The 18,534-nt window shown below is 34.2% G+C and carries 16 protein-coding genes; 12 read left to right on the plus strand and 4 right to left on the minus strand.

Features of this window, described 5'->3' with window-relative positions; all coding sequences use genetic code 11:
- Positions 1-591, minus strand: coding sequence for a lysophospholipid acyltransferase family protein (locus tag LUA90_RS09480; protein WP_370635315.1), 591 nt, complete (start codon positions 589-591; stop codon positions 1-3).
- 441 nt (positions 592-1,032) lie between these two features.
- Between LUA90_RS09480 and trpS the strand changes: the two genes are divergently transcribed.
- The 12 genes from trpS to LUA90_RS09540 all read left to right on the plus strand — a co-directional run bounded on the left by trpS (position 1,033) and on the right by LUA90_RS09540 (position 14,887).
- On the plus strand, positions 1,033-2,031 hold the full coding sequence (trpS, locus tag LUA90_RS09485; RefSeq protein WP_231459397.1) for a tryptophan--tRNA ligase: 999 nt from the start codon (positions 1,033-1,035) through the stop codon (positions 2,029-2,031).
- 69 nt (positions 2,032-2,100) lie between these two features.
- A complete protein-coding gene (locus LUA90_RS09490) occupies positions 2,101-2,715 on the plus strand; it encodes a deoxynucleoside kinase (RefSeq protein WP_025144984.1) in 615 nt (204 codons plus the stop codon).
- 144 nt (positions 2,716-2,859) lie between these two features.
- A complete protein-coding gene (kdsB, locus tag LUA90_RS09495) occupies positions 2,860-3,639 on the plus strand; it encodes a 3-deoxy-manno-octulosonate cytidylyltransferase (RefSeq protein ID WP_231490770.1) in 780 nt (259 codons plus the stop codon).
- Between the two features lie 196 nt (positions 3,640-3,835).
- Positions 3,836-4,369, plus strand: a complete 534-nt coding sequence (locus LUA90_RS09500) for a hypothetical protein (protein ID WP_231490771.1) — start codon at positions 3,836-3,838, stop codon at positions 4,367-4,369.
- 10 nt (positions 4,370-4,379) lie between these two features.
- Positions 4,380-4,844 carry a hypothetical protein gene (locus LUA90_RS09505; protein ID WP_231490772.1) on the plus strand — a complete coding sequence of 155 codons (465 nt, stop codon included), beginning with the start codon at positions 4,380-4,382 and terminating at the stop codon, positions 4,842-4,844.
- Positions 4,845-4,992: 148 nt separating this feature from the next.
- The gene (locus tag LUA90_RS09510; protein WP_231490773.1) at positions 4,993-5,442 is read left to right on the plus strand and encodes a hypothetical protein; all 450 of its coding nucleotides are present in this window, start codon (positions 4,993-4,995) and stop codon (positions 5,440-5,442) included.
- A 166-nt stretch (positions 5,443-5,608) separates the two neighbouring features.
- Complete coding sequence (locus LUA90_RS09515; protein ID WP_231490774.1) at positions 5,609-6,049, plus strand: hypothetical protein; 441 nt, start codon at positions 5,609-5,611, stop codon at positions 6,047-6,049.
- A gap of 153 nt (positions 6,050-6,202) precedes the next feature.
- Positions 6,203-6,751: a hypothetical protein gene (locus tag LUA90_RS09520; RefSeq protein ID WP_231490775.1), complete on the plus strand. Its 549-nt coding sequence runs from the start codon at positions 6,203-6,205 to the stop codon at positions 6,749-6,751.
- A 163-nt stretch (positions 6,752-6,914) separates the two neighbouring features.
- A complete protein-coding gene (locus tag LUA90_RS09525) occupies positions 6,915-8,531 on the plus strand; it encodes a CTP synthase (RefSeq protein WP_255717640.1) in 1,617 nt (538 codons plus the stop codon).
- Between the two features lie 20 nt (positions 8,532-8,551).
- Positions 8,552-10,357, plus strand: a complete 1,806-nt coding sequence (yidC, locus tag LUA90_RS09530; RefSeq protein WP_231490776.1) for a membrane protein insertase YidC — start codon at positions 8,552-8,554, stop codon at positions 10,355-10,357.
- Between the two features lie 165 nt (positions 10,358-10,522).
- The gene (locus tag LUA90_RS09535; RefSeq protein ID WP_231490777.1) at positions 10,523-13,381 is read left to right on the plus strand and encodes a prolyl oligopeptidase family serine peptidase; all 2,859 of its coding nucleotides are present in this window, start codon (positions 10,523-10,525) and stop codon (positions 13,379-13,381) included.
- 234 nt (positions 13,382-13,615) lie between these two features.
- Entirely contained in the window at positions 13,616-14,887 is a 1,272-nt protein-coding gene (locus tag LUA90_RS09540) for a nucleoside recognition domain-containing protein (protein ID WP_231490778.1), read from the plus strand.
- Positions 14,888-14,958: 71 nt separating this feature from the next.
- Here the strand turns inward: LUA90_RS09540 and LUA90_RS09545 are convergent, their stop codons facing one another.
- The 3 genes from LUA90_RS09545 to LUA90_RS09555 all read right to left on the minus strand — a co-directional run bounded on the left by LUA90_RS09545 (position 14,959) and on the right by LUA90_RS09555 (position 18,349).
- The gene (locus LUA90_RS09545; RefSeq protein ID WP_231459385.1) at positions 14,959-15,138 is read right to left on the minus strand and encodes a hypothetical protein; all 180 of its coding nucleotides are present in this window, start codon (positions 15,136-15,138) and stop codon (positions 14,959-14,961) included.
- Positions 15,139-15,301: 163 nt separating this feature from the next.
- The gene (locus tag LUA90_RS09550; protein ID WP_231490779.1) at positions 15,302-15,742 is read right to left on the minus strand and encodes a PaaI family thioesterase; all 441 of its coding nucleotides are present in this window, start codon (positions 15,740-15,742) and stop codon (positions 15,302-15,304) included.
- A gap of 147 nt (positions 15,743-15,889) precedes the next feature.
- Positions 15,890-18,349, minus strand: a complete 2,460-nt coding sequence (locus LUA90_RS09555; protein WP_231490780.1) for a TonB-dependent receptor domain-containing protein — start codon at positions 18,347-18,349, stop codon at positions 15,890-15,892.
- Positions 18,350-18,534: the final 185 nt, after the last annotated feature.

Here is an 18,534-nt window from a genome sequence, read left to right on the forward strand (position 1 = left end):
TTATACTAATTTACTTTCTATCAGTTTAAAAACCTTTTCTTTCAAAGCATCGCTATCCAAATCAGTTAGTGTTTGCGTTTCTATAGGTTTGTGGACGTAAATATCGCAAATTCCGGGCTTACTTCCATACCTAGCGCCATCATCCCAGTTAATTTTCCAAACATTTGTTATGCTTACGGGTACTAATGGAATATTTTTTTCTATGGCTAAACGGAAAGGCCCATTCTTAAATTCTCCAAGTTTTGGAGGATATTCATCATCAATTTTACCTTCCGGAAAAATAATTAAGCTCATCCCCATCTCTAAATTTTCGCCAGCTTTTTTAAATGCCCTGAAAGCTGAAATTTTACTGTCGCGATTTACAGAGATATCAATCGTTTTAAAAAATATACCTAAGACCGGGTTATTTAACAATTCATCTTTCCCCATAAAATGATAACGGCCTTTAGCTAAAATGCAAAAAATCATTATATCCAAGTTGGAGGTATGGTTAGCGCAATAAACATAAGTTTGTTTATCAGTTAGCGGCTGCTCGAATTTATAAGAGAAAAAAACACCTGCAAACATACTGCAAAGGAAACTATTTGCCATTCGGCAAAAATTTAATATTCCGTAATATTTTGGGTTTTTAGATGTTAGGTAGTAGATTGGATAAAATAAGGCAAAGAAAAAAAGAATCCAAAACAGGTACCAAACCCGGTGTATTTGCCTCAAGAATTTTATCATAGATTATCAAAAATATAAATTAACAGCGTATTACATAACAATAAATCTTTTTTGTTAAACCTTTTCGCTTTTGGCCTTTTGTATACTGATATATAGACAAACCAAAGTTTTTAAACCCTTGCATCAGGCAGGCAGGCAATATAAGCGAGCACGAATCCCGATTTGTATCGGGAGAAGTAAAGCGGTTTGCGGGGCTAACTTTAATAAAGGTTAGGCCAATTGCTTTTCAAAAAAAAATATAACTTAAAATTTAAATTGAATTGAGACTATAGATTGATGGCATTTTATTTTTAATTTCGTGCCATTATGAAAGAAACAGTGGTGAGCGGCATCAGGCCGACAGGAAAGCTACATTTAGGAAATTATTTTGGTGCGGTAACCAATTTTGTTAAGATGCAGTACGATTACAACTGCTATTTTTTTATTGCCGATTTGCACTCGTTAACCACTCACCCAACCCCTGCCGATTTAAACGGATATGTTCGCCATGTATTAGTAGAATATTTAGCTTGCGGAATTAATCCGGAAGAAACAACGATATATATTCAATCGGATGTACCCGAAGTATCTGAACTTTATTTGTATCTGAATATGAATGCCTATTTGGGTGAGCTTGAAAGAAGCGCATCATTCAAAGAAAAAATTAGAGCCAATCCAGATAATGTTAATGCAGGTTTATTAACCTACCCTACTTTAATGGCTGCAGATATTTTAATTCACCGTGCAACAAAAGTGCCTGTTGGAAAAGACCAGGAGCAGCATTTGGAAATGACCAGAAACTTCAGTAATCGTTTTAACAGAATGTATAACGCCGATTTTTTCCCGGAATCTTTCGCTTTTAATTATGCTGAAAATCTGGTTAAAGTACCCGGTTTGGAAGGTAAAGGTAAAATGAGTAAATCTGATGGCGATGGCAACTGCATCTATTTATCTGATAGTCCGGAAATTATCCGTAAAAAAGTAGCCAGAGCTGTTAGTGATAGCGGACCAACCGAAGAGAATCAGGAGAAACCAGAAGCGATTCAAAACCTTTTCGATTTGATGAAAATTGTTTCGACACCTGATACAATTGAGCATTTTGATGGTTTATATAATAAAATGCAAATTCGCTATGGCGATATGAAGAAACAATTGGCAGAAGATATGATTGTTTTTAATTCGCCAATTAGAGAGAGGATTGAAGAACTTTCTAAAGATGATTTGTATTTAAGACAGGTTGCAAAACACGGCGCTTTAAAAGCAAGAGAAAGTGCTCAAAAAACCATTAAGGAAGTACGCAACTTAATCGGATTTAAAAGTTTTTAATTAATTAGCTTTAAGGTTTAGATGCAAAAACTAACCTTAGCCTAAACCTTAATCTATAAAAGAAAAAAGATGCATATAGCAATTGTAGGAAACATTGGTGCCGGAAAAACTACTTTGACGGGTTTATTAGCTAAAAATTATGGATGGGAAGCGCTTTACGAAGCCGTAGATAATAATCCGTATTTGGAAGATTTTTACAGCGACATGAAAAGATGGAGCTTTAACCTACAGATATATTTTTTAAACAGTCGTTTTCAACAAATTACAGATATTGAGGTAAACAAACGTAATGTAATTCAGGATAGAACGATTTACGAGGATGCACATATTTTTGCAGAGAATTTACACGATATGGCTTTAATGACCACTCGCGATCATGATAACTATCGTGCAATTTTTGATAATATTACTTCGTTTATAAAACCACCAGATTTGTTGGTGTATTTGCGTGCTTCTGTGCCAACTTTGGTAAATAATATTCAACGTAGAGGGAGAGAATATGAAGCCGGTATTCGTATAGATTATCTTTCTAAACTAAATGAAAAATACGAAGCCTGGATTAAAGGTTACAACTTAGGTAAATTATTAATTTTAGACAAGGATAAGTTAGATTTCACCAATAATCCGGAAGATTTAGGCACTGTGATTCAATCTATTGAAGCTGAAATTAATGGATTGTTTTAAAATCTAGAAAGCTGTTTGTTCATTTCACGTTGTTGTGAGGCACGAAGCAATTTCATTTGCACATTTTTTTTTAAAGATTGCTTCGTGCCTCGCAATGACGAAAGATTAAAATATTTCTAAAAACATCTATCTGTAAATCATAACATGAGCAATAAAAACCCTGAATCTTCAGCAAAATTAATAGGCATTATACCCGCAAGATATGCTTCAACTCGTTTTCCTGGTAAGCCATTAGTTGAAATTGCCGGAAAAACTATGATTCAGCGTGTTTATGAGCAGGCTGCAAAAGCAAAAAGCTTATCTAAGGTGGTTATTGCTACAGATGATGATAGAATTGTTGAAGAAGTTAAAAGATTTGGCGGCGAATATGTGCTCACTTCATCAAACCATCAAAGCGGTACAGATAGATGTGCGGAAGTAATTGAGCATCTCCCAAATTTTGATATCGTAATTAATATTCAAGGAGATGAACCTTTCATAGAGCCTGCTCAAATTGATTTGCTGGCCAGTTGCTTTGCCGAAGAAAAGGTACAATTAGCTACACTCATAAAATCCATAGAAAGCCAAGAAAGTATCTATAACCCCAACAGTCCGAAGGTAGTTATAGATGTAAATGGCAGAGCAATGTATTTTAGCAGAAGCCCGATTCCGTTTATAAGAAATGGCGAACCCGGTGTTTGGGCCGAAAAACACCAGTTTTACAAACATATAGGCATTTACGGCTACCGTACAGCATCACTTAAAGAAATTACCAAACTTCCGCCTTCTTCTTTAGAAATTGCAGAAAGTTTAGAGCAGCTTCGCTGGATAGAAAACGGTTATTATATTCAAACAAAAGTAACTGATTTGGAAACTGTTGCCATTGATACGCCAGAAGACCTTAAAAAGTTAAATAAACTATTAAAGGCTTTAAAGTTGGAGTAAAATCATTCAGGCTACAGACATTTAATGTCAAATTAGTCTTGATAAGCATAAGTTTGGAAATCGTCGTCATTGCGAGGCACGAAGCAATCTTTTTCATTTAATAAGATTGCTTCGTACCTCGCAATGACGGTATAAATCAATCTGTACGTAACAATCCTTTAAAATTTTATTACTTTACAGGTATCTAATTAAGCTTATGAAAAAATTATTTTACGGACTTGCATGTTGCATTATTTTATTGGCTTCTTGTCAAACAGAGAAGAAAGATTCATTAGAATTTAAAAACGTTAACCAGGTTTTGACAAAATCATTTTCAAATCTGAATACGCTGGATACTTTTAAAATTGAATTAACCGGCAGAAAAGCTGCTGACATTGTTTTGCATTTTACTATTGTTAGTGCTGCCGGCAAAGAAATATTTGCTGAAAATTTAAAGGGCAAAGATTTAGTTAATAATACCGACCCAAACATAGATTTATCTAAAGAGAAAGACCAGCTCATTTATCTGAAAACAATTGCTAATGATTTTTTTGCAGAAGATAATTTCCTTGAGCCAGCCGTAATGCCTGAAGATAAAGCAGATAACAATGCTCCAGACAAAGAACTTTACGAAGATTTAAAAAAATCGGGCTTAAATGGTTTTAAATACAGATTAGGAAAAGAAACTAATCTATACATAGCCTGGGATGATAAAGAAAAAAAAGTAAAGGTTTATTATAAGTGCTGTTAATACAATTAAAGTGATTAAATATTTTACTTACAGCATTTCTATAACATTTATATCCTGGATAATTGGGATGATAATTAATGCTTTCTTAGTTAAAACTGAGCTTTATAGAACCAACCTATCCAACTTGAACTTTATTAAAAGTAGATTTATAAATAAAGCGATTGGTGTTACATTGATTAAGTGGGTTGTTAAAAACACTTTCTTCAAATATTTTAATCCTAAGCTTAGTATTAAAAACCAACCCAAACTTTCTGAGTTGGATAACCTTCGCAAAGAAATGACGATTGCCGAAGTGAGTCACTTAATTGCTTTTTTTGCAGTAATTATCTTTGCTGTTGTAACATTTTTTAAGGGCAAACACTTACTTGCTTTAGTAATGACCATCATTAATATTTTGATGAATTTATATCCATCTCTACTTCAGCAAGAAAATAAAAGACGAATAGATAAATTAATTGCCTTTTTTCAGAAATAATGCAAATACCTCAAATTAAACAAGGCTTCAAGCTTGGTATCTGAATTGAATTTAAATTTTTTTATCGTACTTTCGCGACATAATCTCCAATCTAAAATTTTAGATTTTCCCTATTGATGTAGTACGCAATCCCATTTTATAATTATTTATGAAGTGGTTTTTTACTTACGCGTTATTATTTTCTACATTTTTATTTTCAGCTTCAAAAGCTTTAGCTCAACCTATTCCGGGCCAACCTTACAGCGGGTGCGTAGTTTTAAATACGAATAACTCTGTACTTGGTGTAGGCTATATTTTTCAAAATCCAACGGGTTCAGAAGCAACGTTAAATGATTGTGGTGTACCTGGTGTCTCAGGAAATGCACCTATGTATAATACACCAACAAATTTTGGTGTAACAACATATAATTGTTATTCTCCTGCTTTAAATACTGGTACTAGAAATTGTACAGTAATTTCACCATCCTCAGGTGCTAAACTTTGCGGGGTACTTATTTCAAATGCAATTTTTTGCCCCTTAGATACATACGTTCCATTTCTGATTCTCTCAGTAGTTGGTTTAACTGGATACAATAGCAAAAGAAAGTCATTCAACTAATAATAAATATTTACATAACTATAATTTCTTCAATTTTATTCCGTTTAGGAGTAAGAAGCAGTTTCAGTATCGCTTCGTTTTCCTAAAAAGCAGATTGTTCCTCCATTTCATATAGCTGGTTCTCAGTAGACATAATAATTAATTGTATTTCATAAACATCCCAACTATGAAATCATACAATATTTTAGCATTGTTTTTAATTTTTGCATTGAAATTAAATGCACAAACGTATAATAATGCCTGTGTTATCGTTGTAAATACCGGAGTTTTCGGTACAACAATTTATACCAATCCAACTGGTGCTACTGTTCCGGGTGCATCAGGCGGTACATGTAATCCTGGTAATATTGGTAGTGCAGCCATCGCCACTTACAATACACCGGTGTCATTTTCTAGTAGATGTTTAATCGTACCAATAAGCCCACCATATACCTACAGAAATTGTCATGTGGGTAGTAGCTGTGGTATAATTATGAATGTTCAAATTGTTGATTGCCCTATTGATGGCTACATACCTTTTATCTTATCAATAATTGGGCCCGCTGGTTATTTTATAATTCGAAAGTATTTCAGGCAAAGATTAATACTATCGAAATCCACTTTATAAATTAACCACTATTATCTTAGTAAATCAGAATTTGCATTCCAAAAAAGAGTACGAATTATTCATAGAATCGCGATATAATAACACAAATGTGTTTGATTATCAGTAAATTAGATTAGGTAATCGAATTATTATGTTTCATTAAAGCGCCTTGCTATGAAAGCATACATCATTTTTAAACCAGTCATTTTTTTAAATGATTTAAAATATTTCGCTAAAAAATTTTTTAATGAAAAATATGTTGCCCTCTTAATCATCGTATTTGGAATTATCTCTATCAATAAGTCATTTTCAGCTCCTCCAACCGGAACATACAGCGGGTGTGTAATATTGAACAATAATACCACTGTAAGAACTGAATACATTTTTCAAACAATTGGTATTGGTAACTACCCAGCATCTAGTTGTGGTCTTGGATTTTCAGGTACGATACCTTATTATATTAATCCAACTTCATTTAAAATTAATAATGCTGTAGACGAAACTCAATGTTTTATTCCTGGCATAGTTCCTGCAACAACCAGAACTTGCGCAGCAGTAGTAAATAATGCTATGGGCTTACCATTTACAGCCTGTGGAGTTGTTATATCTAACATTCAATTTTTCAACTGCCCAATAGATGATTACATATCGCTACTTTTTTTAGTCGCTGGCGCACTTGGATTTCTCTATATCCGTAAATTTTCAATGCAAAGATTTATATAATTCTTTCTTCTACATTATGCTTCTCTTCTAACTTATTCTTTCACATTACTTTATCATTTTTAAATATTCTTCATTTTTAAGAAACAGAAACAAGTAATTTTCTTACCTTTGTATCCCGTACAAAAAGCAACATTTTTTGCCTTTGTTGCATAAATTCACAATCATGACTAAGTATATTTTTGTTACGGGCGGTGTTACTTCCTCTTTAGGTAAGGGCATCATCTCCGCTTCTTTAGCTAAACTTTTACAAGCACGAGGTTATCGTGTAACCATTCAAAAATTCGATCCTTATATTAATATCGATCCAGGAACTTTAAATCCTTATGAGCATGGCGAATGTTTTGTTACTGAAGATGGTGCTGAAACAGATTTAGATCTTGGTCACTATGAACGTTTTCTTAACGTTCCAACTTCACAAGCAAATAACATCACAACTGGTCGTATTTATCAAAACGTAATTAGTAAAGAGCGCAAAGGCGAATATTTAGGTAAAACTGTTCAGGTTGTTCCGCATATTACTGATGAAATTAAGCGTAACATGCGTATTCTTGGCGACAGCGGTGAATACGATATTGTTATAACAGAATTAGGTGGTACTGTTGGCGATATAGAATCTTTACCATTTATAGAAGCTGTTCGTCAGTTTAAATGGGAAGAAGGCAGTTCAAATGCGATTGTTATTCACTTAACTCTAGTGCCTTATTTGGCTGCCGCCGGAGAGTTAAAAACAAAACCTACACAACACTCTGTTAAAGCCTTATTGGAATATGGTATTCAACCAGATATTTTGGTTTGTAGAACCGAGCATCACCTAGGCGCCGATTTAAGAAAAAAAATCGCTTTATTTTGTAACGTTAACATCAATGCAGTAGTCGAATCGATGGATGCATCTACAATTTATGATGTGCCCTTGTTGATGTTGAAAGAGCAATTAGATAAAACTGTTTTAGCAAAGCTGAAATTACCAACTAAAAACGATCCGGATATGGAAAGCTGGAAAGATTTCCTCGGTCGCTTAAAAAACCCAACCGCTGAAGTTAAAATAGGTTTAATTGGTAAATACGTAGAATTACCTGATGCATATAAATCAATTATTGAATCATTTGTACATGCTGGTTCAAAAAATGAATGTAAAGTAAAGGTAGAATATATTCACTCCGAAAGCATTTTTCCTGATAATGTGAAAGAGAAATTAGGGCATTTACAAGGTGTTTTAGTCGCTCCAGGTTTTGGAAGTCGTGGTATTGAAGGAAAAATCGATGCCATAAAATATGTTCGTGAGCATAATATTCCATTTTTCGGGATTTGCCTTGGCATGCAGTGTGCAGTTATCGAATACGGCCGCAACGTTTTGGGCTTGAAAGGTGCACACACTACAGAGATTGATGCTGAGGCTGTAAATCCGGTTATCAACATGATGGAGGAGCAGAAAAATATTGTAAACATGGGCGGCACTATGCGCTTAGGCTCTTACCCTTGCGATATTAAAAAAGGCACTAAAGCTTACGCTATTTACGGTAAACAACATATTAACGAGCGCCATCGCCATCGTTTTGAGTTTAACAACGATTATTTAAAACAATACGAAGAAGCTGGAATGATTGCTTCTGGAATAAATCCTCAAACAAACTTAGTAGAGATTGTTGAGCTTAAAAATCACCCTTTCTTTGTTGGCGGACAATTTCACCCGGAATTAAAATCAACAGTAGCAAATCCTCACCCACTTTTTGTTAAATTTGTGGCCGCTGCAATGGAGTATGCTAAGAAAAAAACAAATTAACAGCAGCATAAATACAAATAATGGATAGAAATACCTTTACAGGATTATTCCTGATTATGATCATTTTGGCAGGATCATTCTACTTCTTCAAACCAAGTGAAGCGGAACTTAAAAAAGCCAAAGAAACCGAACAACAAGATTCTCTTAAAAAAGCCGGAGCTGTTGTAGCACCAAAAGATACTGTTAAAAATACTATAGCATCTACCCCGGCGGTTGATTCTTTAGCTTTAAAAGGTCCATTCGGAACAGCTTTGAATGGCAAAAAAGCAAATACAGTATTAGATAATGAAAAACTATTAATTACATTAAGTAATAAAGGTGGTAAAATATCTTCGGTAGAAATTAAGGGCCAAAAAACTTTTGATGGCAAGCCTTCTATTTTATTTCAAGGCGAGGCCAATAAATTTGGCTTAATCTTGAATGCTGCAGGTAAAACCATCAATACAAACGATTTATATTTTACACCTACAAAGGCAGGGAATAAAGTTACCATGCATGCTGATTATGGTGCAAATGCTTACGTTGAGTTTGTTTACGATTTAAAACCTGCAAGCAATAAAGTTAATTTTAATATTAATTTAGTTGGTTTACAACAAGTAATTGCTAACAATACCATTAACCTTAACTGGGATGCAACGCTTTTACAGCAAGAAAAATCATTAGAAAGCGAGCACCGTTATTCTGCACCTTATTACAAATATTTGGATGGTGATGTAGATCATTTAAGCGTTTCAAAAGATGAAAAAGAAGAACTTACCAAAGGTAAAATTCAGTGGATTTCGTTTAAACAACACTTTTTCTCGGCATCTTTAATTTCAAAACAAGCTTTTGATAAAGGTACATTAGAAGTTAAAGTTCCAACAACACCTGGTTTGGTTAAAAACTACAGTGCTAATATGCAATTGCCTTATGCGCATCAGGCAAACCAGGTTTACGAAATGGAATTCTATTTCGGCACCAATAAATTCTCCGAACTTAAAGCTCAAGGTTACGATTTAGAGCAACAAGTTGATATGGGTTACTGGCCATTGAAATACATTAACCGTTTTATCGTATTACCGGTGTTTAATTTCTTAAACAGCTTTGGCTGGAATTATGGTTTAATCATTCTTGTTTTAACCATATTATTAAAAGTTGCTTTATCGCCATTAACATACAAGTCATATTTATCAATGGCTAAAATGAGGGTTTTAAAGCCTGAAATGGATGAAATCAAGGAAAAAGTTGGCGAAGACAATCCAACTCTAGTTCAACAGGAGTATTTAAAACTTTACAAAAAAGCAGGTGTAAATCCGCTTGGTGGGTGTTTGCCAATGGTTTTACAATTGCCACTGGTAATGGCTTTCTTCTTTTTCTTCCCTAACCTTTTTGAGTTAAGGCAAGAAAGCTTCCTATGGATGAAAGATTTATCTACTTACGATGAATTTATCCGATTCGGTGTTAAATTACCGTTTATTGGCGACCACTTGAGTTTAATGTGTGTATTGATGACCATCTCTACACTAATCATGACTTATTTTAACAACCAAGTTTCTGGTGCTACCGGCCAGATGAAATACATTGGTTACATTATGCCAATCATTTTCTTAGGTGTTTTAAATAGTTACCCAGCGGGATTAAATTACTATTATTTCTTGGCCAACTTAATGACTTTCGGTCAGCAGTTTTTAATTCGTAAAATGGTTGATGATGATAAAATTCACGCTTTAATTCAACAAAATAAAGCAAGACCAGCTGACGAGAAAAAGAAAAAATCTAAATTCCAACAACGTTTAGATGATTACATGCGTCAGCAGCAACAAACTCAGGCAAAAGGAAAAAAATAAGTATTCCTAATATTGATAAAAAACCCGATTGCGTGATTTGCAATCGGGTTTTTTGTTATAAAAGACATAGTTTTTGTAATATTTGGCGTACATCTTTCTTAATGAGCCAAAATTTTGCAATTTTTAAGAATTGAAATCTCAACCAACAAATTAATCATTCATAAAATGCAAAAAAAACTAACGATATTTTTTCTTTTCGTTGCCAGCTATACCTTTGCTCAAAAGAAACCGCTGGATCATAAAGTGTACGATACCTGGGAGGCTATTGGTACCAAGCAATTATCAAATAACGGACAATTAGCTTTGTATAGCGTTGCACAGCAAGAAGGTGATGCTACTTTATACATTACCAATCTAAAAAGCAACTCGAAATTAACCATTCCGAGGGCATCATTAGGTCAGTTTAGTAACGATTCTAAATTTGCTGCTTTTTTAATTAAACCAGCTTATAAAGCCTTACGCCAAGCGAAAATTAAAAAAACCAAACCCGACGCAATGCCTAAAGACACCTTAGGGATAGCCAACCTTACAACAAACGCAGTAACTAAAGTTGCCCGGGTAAAATCATACAAATTCCCTGAAAATGGAAGCGGTTTTTTAGCCTATCAATTAGATAAACTAGATACCACTAAAAAAGCTTCGGCTACAGTACCCAAAAAAGATTCAGCTTTTGATTTTGCTGATGATGAACCTGCAGGCGGAGCAAAAAAAGATGAAGGAACTGATTTAATCGTTAGAAATCTATTAACCGGAACAGAGCAGACTTACAAATTTGTAACAGAATATACATTTAGTAAAGATGGGAAGCAATTAGCTTTTGCCAGCGTGGGTTCTAAAAAAGACAAAACTGCACCACAAGGCGTATTTCTTTTAAATACGGAAAAAGGAACATTAAAAACGCTAATAAAAGGTAAAGGTACTTTTAAAGGCTTTACGTTCGATGAGGAGAGTGAACATTTAGCATTCCTCGGAGAACAAAGCCCGGAGAAACAGGAAATTAAAGATTACAACGTTTATTATAACTCCCTATCTTTAGATACCGCACAAACGATTGTTGATTTTGACATGCCAGGCTTGCCAACCAAATGGTCTGTTAGTGGCGATGGACGTGTTTCATTCAGCAAGGATGGCAAAAAATTATTCTTCGGCATTGCACCAGTTAAAAAAGCAAAGGATACAACTATTGTAGATTTTGAGGTTGCAAAAGTAGATATATGGAATTATAAAGACGATTATTTGCAACCTATGCAGTTAAAAAATGCAGATAGAGATGGCAAAAGAAGTTTCTTATCTGTAATTGATGTTTTTAGTAGCGATCCGAAGGTTATCCCATTAACAGATTTGAAATTGCCTGATGCAAATTTAGTTAAAGAAGGCGACGCAGATTTCGTTTTAGCTTCAACTGATTTTGGTAGAAGAATAGAATCGCAATGGAGTGGTTCAACAACAAAAGATTACTATCTGGTAAATACAAAAACCGGCGAACGCAAAAAAATTATCGAGAAATTAAATGGTAATGCTATGGCTTCGCCTGGTGGCAATTATGTAATCTATTTTGATGAAAACACCTCAAACTGGTTTACGTATAATATTGCATCTGCTAAAGTTGTACAGTTAAATACTGGTATGACTGTTAAATTTGCCGATGAAGATAATGATGTACCCGATAATGCAAGGGCTTATGGCGTTGCAACCTGGACCGAAGATGATAAAGCTGTATTAATTTATGATAAGTACGATATCTGGTCATTTTCACCAGATGGAAAATCTCCGGCTAAAAATATCACGAATAACTTTGGTCGTCAAAATAAAATCACACTTCGTTACCACAAAACACAACAAGATAATAGATTTGAGCGTGGTGCAGATACCAAATTTGTAAAATCAAATGAATTAGTTTGGTTAGATGGCTTTAATAATGCTACTAAAGAAAATGGTTTTTATCGCAAAAATGTTGGCGCTGTAAAAAATCCTGATTTGGTTGTGATGAGTAAAAACAAATACTCAAACTTATTAAAAGCAAAGGATGCTGATGTATATATTTTTGACAAAGGAAACTACGTTGAATCGCCAAATGTATATGTTACAACCGATTTTAAAACAGAAACTAAATTAACTAATACAAATCCTCAACAGCAAAATTACAACTGGGGAACTGCAGAATTGGTAAAATGGACTACTCCGAAAGGATTTGAGTCTGAAGGGATTTTATACAAGCCAGAAAACTTCGACCCGAGTAAAAAATACCCGATGATTGTTTACTTCTACGAGAAATTATCAGATGGATTGTATAGTTACCAGGCTCCGGCCCCTACACCTTCCAGATTAAATATTTCTTTCTTCGTAAGTAATGGATATTTAGTTTTTGCTCCGGATATTACTTACACAACTGGTCATCCTGGCCAATCGGCGGTAGAATTTATAAATTCTGGAGTAGAAAGTTTAAAGAAAAATACTTGGGTTGATGGAAATAAAATCGGTATTCAGGGACAAAGCTGGGGCGGTTACCAGGTTGCCTATCTAATCACTCAGAATGATATGTATGCAGCAGCTTGGGCAGGCGCACCTGTAGTAAATATGACCTCGGCTTATGGTGGTATTCGTTGGGAAAGTGGCATGAACCGCCAGTTCCAGTATGAAAAAACACAAAGCCGTATTGGTGCAACACTTTGGGAAAAACCAGAGCTTTACACAGAAAACTCTCCATTATTTATGTTTCCTAAAGTAAATACTCCGGTTGTGGTAATGGCAAATGATGCTGATGGAGCTGTGCCTTGGTATCAGGGTATTGAAATGTTTACAGGTTTACGTCGTTTAGGAAAGCCGGTTTGGATGTTAAATTATAATGGCGAAGCACATAATTTGGTTCAACGCCAAAATCGTAAAGATATTCAAATTCGTGAGCAGCAGTTTTTTGATCACTATTTAAAAGGTGCCAAAGCTCCAGCCTGGATGACTAGCGGAGTACCAGCAACTGAAAAAGGTAAAACATGGGGCTTTGAATTAACTGATGATAAGCCTTAATAGAGTTAAAAGTATAGAGTTGAAAGTATAGAGTTTAAAGTTAAAAGTGTAAAGTTTAAAAACTAAGAATAAAGATAAATCCGTAGTTGGTAGCATTGCTATTACTACGGATTTTTTGTTCATTATTTTTAAATATCTCGATGTAAGTTTCTTGCAATATTGCTTTTTGACTTATTATGTTTCTAAAGAAAAAAAATCTATTTTACACCTATCAAAAAAAACTAAACAACACAAATGGCATTAAGTAGAATTTGGTCGGCATTTATAATTGTTGCGATTGTTGTGGCGGCTGTCAAATGCTTCTTCTTTGGGCAAAGTGATATTTTCAATTGGATGGTAGTTGGAAAAGCAAGCGATGAGGCAAACCCACTTAAATTGGATGGAATCATAGAAACTTGCTGGGTTTCAGTTGAGCTGTGTTTCAAACTGGTTGGAATTTTAGCCTTATTTATGGGCTTTATGAGCATCGCCGAAAGAGCTGGAGGTATTCGCTTGTTATCCAGAATAGTTGGTCCTTTTTTTTCGAAATTATTTCCCGAAATCCCTAAAGGTCATCCTTCTATGGGACACATGATAATGAATTTTTCAGCTAATTTATTAGGCTTAGATAATGCAGCAACGCCGTTTGGGTTAAAAGCAATGGAAAGTTTACAGGAGTTGAATCCAAGTAAGGATACAGCATCAAACTCGCAAATAATGTTTTTGTGTTTGCATGCAGCAGGTTTAAGTTTAATACCGGTAAGCGTAATTGCCATTCGTGCATCTCAAAATGCATCAAATCCAACCGATATATTCATTCCATGCTTAATTGTAACTTTTGTTGGCACCATTGCGGCTATGTTAATTGTTTCATTCAAACAAAAAATAAACTTACTACAACCTGTTGTAATCGGGTGGATTTTGGGTTTATCAACGATAATTGCAGCACTGGTGCTTTATATAACATCATTAGATGCAAATGGTATAAAATCATTCTCTGGCATATTAAGCAATGGATTAATTTTATTAGTGTTTTTGTTAATCATTCTTGGTGCTTTGTATAAAAAAATTGATGTATTTGATGCTTTTATCGATGGTGCTAAAAATGGTTTTGATACTGCAATTAAAATCATCCCCTATTTAGTTGGGATGTTGGTTGCAATAAGCATGCTGCGAACCAGCGGAACGTTTGAGGTAGTAATTTCAGGAATAAAAACGTTCTTTGCCTATTTAGGTGCAGATACGCGTTTTGTAGAAGGCTTACCAACCGCTTTAATAAGACCTTTAAGTGGCGGTGCTGCTCGGGGAATGATGGTGAGCACAATGGAAACTTATGGAGCAGATTCCTTTGCCAGTCGTTTATCTGGGATATTTCAAGGTGCATCTGATACAACCTTTTATGTAATTGCGGTATATTTTGGCTCAATAAGCATAAAAAACACCAGATATGCAATTGGAGCAATGCTTTTGGCAGATTTAGTTGGCGTATGTACAGCAATAGCTTTGGCTTATCTATTTTTCGGATAGAAATAATAATCCAAAAAAAAAAGCTTGAATGTTTTCTATAACGCTCAAGCTTTTTTTTTAAAATCAGATTTTTAAGAAACCTGAGGTGTTATTGAAATTCTACTAATGATTTCATCGAGTGCATCAGCCTCGATAGCTACATTTTTAGAAGCGCACCATTTTTCATTTTTATTATCTAGCCAGACACAAAAAGAATGGTAACCATCTAAAACAACAGCATAAGTTTCATGAAAGTCGTCGTGTATTCGCATGCAAAAACCTTTAAAAATCTTGCCTCGAACAATAAATTGCAGAGTTGAATAATTTTCTAACATGGCTCATTATATTTTTGGTTAATTTATAACATTGAGATAAGGAGAATGTTTTGTTAATTTAAAGGAATTGATAAATTTTCTCAAAACCAATAAGAATAGCTTAACCTATATTTAACATGTTAGAATAACCTTTAGCAATTAAGCGATTTTTTGAGGGCAAAAAAACTTCACATTGAAGATTTAAAATGGTTTTTCCCTTTTTTACGATAGCCGTTTCTGCAATAATTTCTTCACCTTCGTTTACCGGTGCAAAATAGTCGATGTAATTGTTTACGGTTGTAAAACGATCATTTAAACCCATTGTAAATACTGTGGCTCCTATTAAATCATCAATTATGCCAGCAGTAACACCGCCGTGCAAAATTTGAAAAGGATTTGTCATTTCCTTTCTAACCGTGTATTTACAAACAAGAATGCCGTATTCTGCCTTTACCAAAACCGGCGCCAGCCAATTCATATAATTAGATGGCGAATTCGAAATCACTGCACCTATTGATGACCTTAAAAAATTAAGTCGCTGTTCGCTTAAAGATTCTTCCATAAAGTAAAGATAATGAAAATGGATAAGGGATGATGTAAGAAGGATAATGAGAAGTGAATTAGGTGTAATTAGCTATTTAATCTCCCAATACCAGCAAAACATCAACCAGCTCAACTCGGTTACAGCTCATCCATCATCCACTTTACATTAAAAAGGTATAATGGCTTTAAAACTAAAATTTCTGCCCATGTTAAAAATACCGTTTTTATCATTTGGAGAATCCGTGTAATATTCAAAATATTTTAAGCGATTTAAATGAGCCTGGTAAGCTGTGTTAAAAATATTATCGCATTGAATGAAAACATCAAGAACTGTTTTATTAGACTTTGATTTTATCCCTGTGCCAATTCCGGCGTTAATTAAGGTATAGCCCGCAGTAAAACTTTCGGTATCATCTAAAGCATAAAATTTATTCTGATTCGCAGCAATAACGGCATCTATCTTAAAATAAGGTTTGCTAAATAAAATGTGCTGTGTTGTTGAAGTCAGCTTAATCTCCGATCGAATTTGCAATGGCGGAATAAATGGCAAATACTTAGCTTCATTGCCATATTGATTTAAAAGAGCTTCATTTTTATTCAAACCAACTACGTAAGCAATGCTATTATTAAAACTTAGCCATTTTAAATTTGAAGGATGAATATTTGCACTAAACTCTGCACCATAAAGTCTGGCTTTAGATTGTTGATACTGATACGTTAAATTTCCAGGGACTACCACAACTGGATTTCCATTTTCATCAGTTAACCTGGATTGATAAATGTAATTTTGTATATCATTATTAAAAACTTCAAGATTCAAATCTGCATCTTTAAAATAGCTGATAATGCCTAAATCTTGCTGAAGGTTAAATTCTGGTTTAAAAGTTCGGTTACCTAAATAAACGATGTGTGCTCCCGGATCTAAGCCATTAGATCCAATTTCTGTAATATTTGGCGCCCGATAACCCCTTGCAAGGTTCGCCTTGATTAAAAATTTTTCTGAAATATTGTAAGTTAAGCCCAAACTTCCCGATAGGCCATAATAATTTCTTTTAAAGTGAGGAAATTGCAGCGTTGCATTTGGCGCATTAGAATCAACTTTTTCACCAAAACCTGTTTGAGAATTTGTACCTACATAAAAATTATTCCAGCTAATGTTCCTCCTATCCAATCTTACGCCTCCAGATACATCTACCTTTCCAAAACTTTTCTTGGCAAAATAAAATGCACCAATATCAAATAAATCATAATCAGGTATAGGGAAATCTGTTGCATTTTTACTCCTGTTTCCTTGCAACATACCATTAATACCAATTGTACTTTCCATGTCTTTAATGTCAGGCAAATTATATTTAATATCATAGTTTAAGGTATTTAAAACCACATTTAAGCCCGCCTGACTTGGGAAGGTTGGATGGTTATATTCTCTGCGAACGCTTTGCTGCCCACCAATTAAAAAGTTTAAATCGCTGTTTGCAAATTTTATCTGGCTCGTATTGTAAAATCTAAAATGTTGAATATGTTGATGGAGCGGATTTATAACGTAGCTTTTTAATTGATTATCAGCAACAATCGGTCGGTTTTTTATATCATCTCCAAAATCGAATATTTGCTTTGTAAACTGTCTAGTTAAAGAATCTCTGCTACCATCCGGAATTTCCATTAAGTTGTCGTAATAAGTAACCGCAGTTTTTGAATAACCCCATTTTTTATCAATCCTTGCTGAAGCAGATAGATTAAATTCCTGAAAAGCAGTACCGAAAACATATCCATCAACCTTATTATAATAATTATGGGCAGCTTTTCCTGTAGCCCTAAAAGCATATTTCCAATCATTTTTTGCATAAAGCAAACCTAATGATGTGCCAACCATCCCATTATTGCTTTGATAATTTATTGTTACATCGCCTTTTAAAGTATTATCTGAAATATCAATACTGCCTGGAATCATATTTATTACGCCCGCCAGTGCATCAGAACCATAAGTTAAACTTGCCGGACCTTTAACTACTTCTGCTCTTGATATCCCGTATTCATCAACTTCAATTCCATGCTCATCACCCCATTGTTGACCTTCTTGGCGCAAACCATCATACAATGTTAGTACGCGATTATAGCCTAAACCTCGTATAAAAGGCTTTGAAACATTCGGACCTGTTGTAACTGCCGAAACGCCGGGAATACCTTTAACAATAGCATCAATAAGATTTGTATTTACATTTTGATCCATATTTCTTTTAGAAAGCACTGCAATCGGTACAGGGCTCTTCCTTAATTCAGTTGCCCTGCTCATGCCTGTTATCACCACATCATTTAAGTTTGATGTATTTTCAGTTAGTTCGATTTTCACTGTCGAATCAGATTTTAAGTCAACCTTGTATTTTAAGGACTGATAACCAATACCTGAACAGATTAATTGATAGCTTCCTGCAATGAGTTCGCCAATTTTAAATATGCCTGATGAATTTGTTTTTGATGTTATCGTTCCGGGATATAGCTTGACCGTAATGCCCTCAACGGGTAAATTTTTGGAAAGAATTGAACCTTGTAAAGTTAATTTTTGCCCTAAGACTATATTCGGAATAAAAGAAATTAGTAATGCAATAAATAGGGATTTAAAAGACATATCAATTTATCTAAATATTTTTTTAGACAAATCTAAATTTTAATTTAAATAAATCAAATTATTTTTATTTAGATTATTGAAGTATGATGATTAGATTAAGGATATGGCTTCCATAAGATAAAATTCTTAAGCTTGAATAAAAAACAGAATAAAAGCAAAAATTAAATAACTAATAATTAAAGGGT

It is taken from the genome of Pedobacter sp. Leaf170, assembly GCF_920984665.1.
Lineage (GTDB): Bacteria > Bacteroidota > Bacteroidia > Sphingobacteriales > Sphingobacteriaceae > Pedobacter.

What these genes read in the sequence shown, in the direction of transcription:
- LUA90_RS09525 (WP_255717640.1), top strand. Translation starts at nt 6,915, where the DNA reads ATGACTAAGTATATTTTTGTTACGGGCGGTGTTACTTCCTCTTTAGGT.
- kdsB (WP_231490770.1), top strand. Translation starts at nt 2,860, where the DNA reads ATGAGCAATAAAAACCCTGAATCTTCAGCAAAATTAATAGGCATTATA.
- LUA90_RS09535 (WP_231490777.1), top strand. Translation starts at nt 10,523, where the DNA reads ATGCAAAAAAAACTAACGATATTTTTTCTTTTCGTTGCCAGCTATACC.
- LUA90_RS09515 (WP_231490774.1), top strand. Translation starts at nt 5,609, where the DNA reads ATGAAATCATACAATATTTTAGCATTGTTTTTAATTTTTGCATTGAAA.
- LUA90_RS09480 (WP_370635315.1), bottom strand. Translation starts at nt 591, where the DNA reads ATGGCAAATAGTTTCCTTTGCAGTATGTTTGCAGGTGTTTTTTTCTCT.
- LUA90_RS09540 (WP_231490778.1), top strand. Translation starts at nt 13,616, where the DNA reads ATGGCATTAAGTAGAATTTGGTCGGCATTTATAATTGTTGCGATTGTT.
- LUA90_RS09555 (WP_231490780.1), bottom strand. Translation starts at nt 18,349, where the DNA reads ATGTCTTTTAAATCCCTATTTATTGCATTACTAATTTCTTTTATTCCG.
- LUA90_RS09500 (WP_231490771.1), top strand. Translation starts at nt 3,836, where the DNA reads ATGAAAAAATTATTTTACGGACTTGCATGTTGCATTATTTTATTGGCT.
- LUA90_RS09545 (WP_231459385.1), bottom strand. Translation starts at nt 15,138, where the DNA reads ATGCGAATACACGACGACTTTCATGAAACTTATGCTGTTGTTTTAGAT.
- trpS (WP_231459397.1), top strand. Translation starts at nt 1,033, where the DNA reads ATGAAAGAAACAGTGGTGAGCGGCATCAGGCCGACAGGAAAGCTACAT.
- LUA90_RS09510 (WP_231490773.1), top strand. Translation starts at nt 4,993, where the DNA reads ATGAAGTGGTTTTTTACTTACGCGTTATTATTTTCTACATTTTTATTT.
- LUA90_RS09520 (WP_231490775.1), top strand. Translation starts at nt 6,203, where the DNA reads ATGAAAGCATACATCATTTTTAAACCAGTCATTTTTTTAAATGATTTA.
- LUA90_RS09490 (WP_025144984.1), top strand. Translation starts at nt 2,101, where the DNA reads ATGCATATAGCAATTGTAGGAAACATTGGTGCCGGAAAAACTACTTTG.
- LUA90_RS09550 (WP_231490779.1), bottom strand. Translation starts at nt 15,742, where the DNA reads ATGGAAGAATCTTTAAGCGAACAGCGACTTAATTTTTTAAGGTCATCA.
- yidC (WP_231490776.1), top strand. Translation starts at nt 8,552, where the DNA reads ATGGATAGAAATACCTTTACAGGATTATTCCTGATTATGATCATTTTG.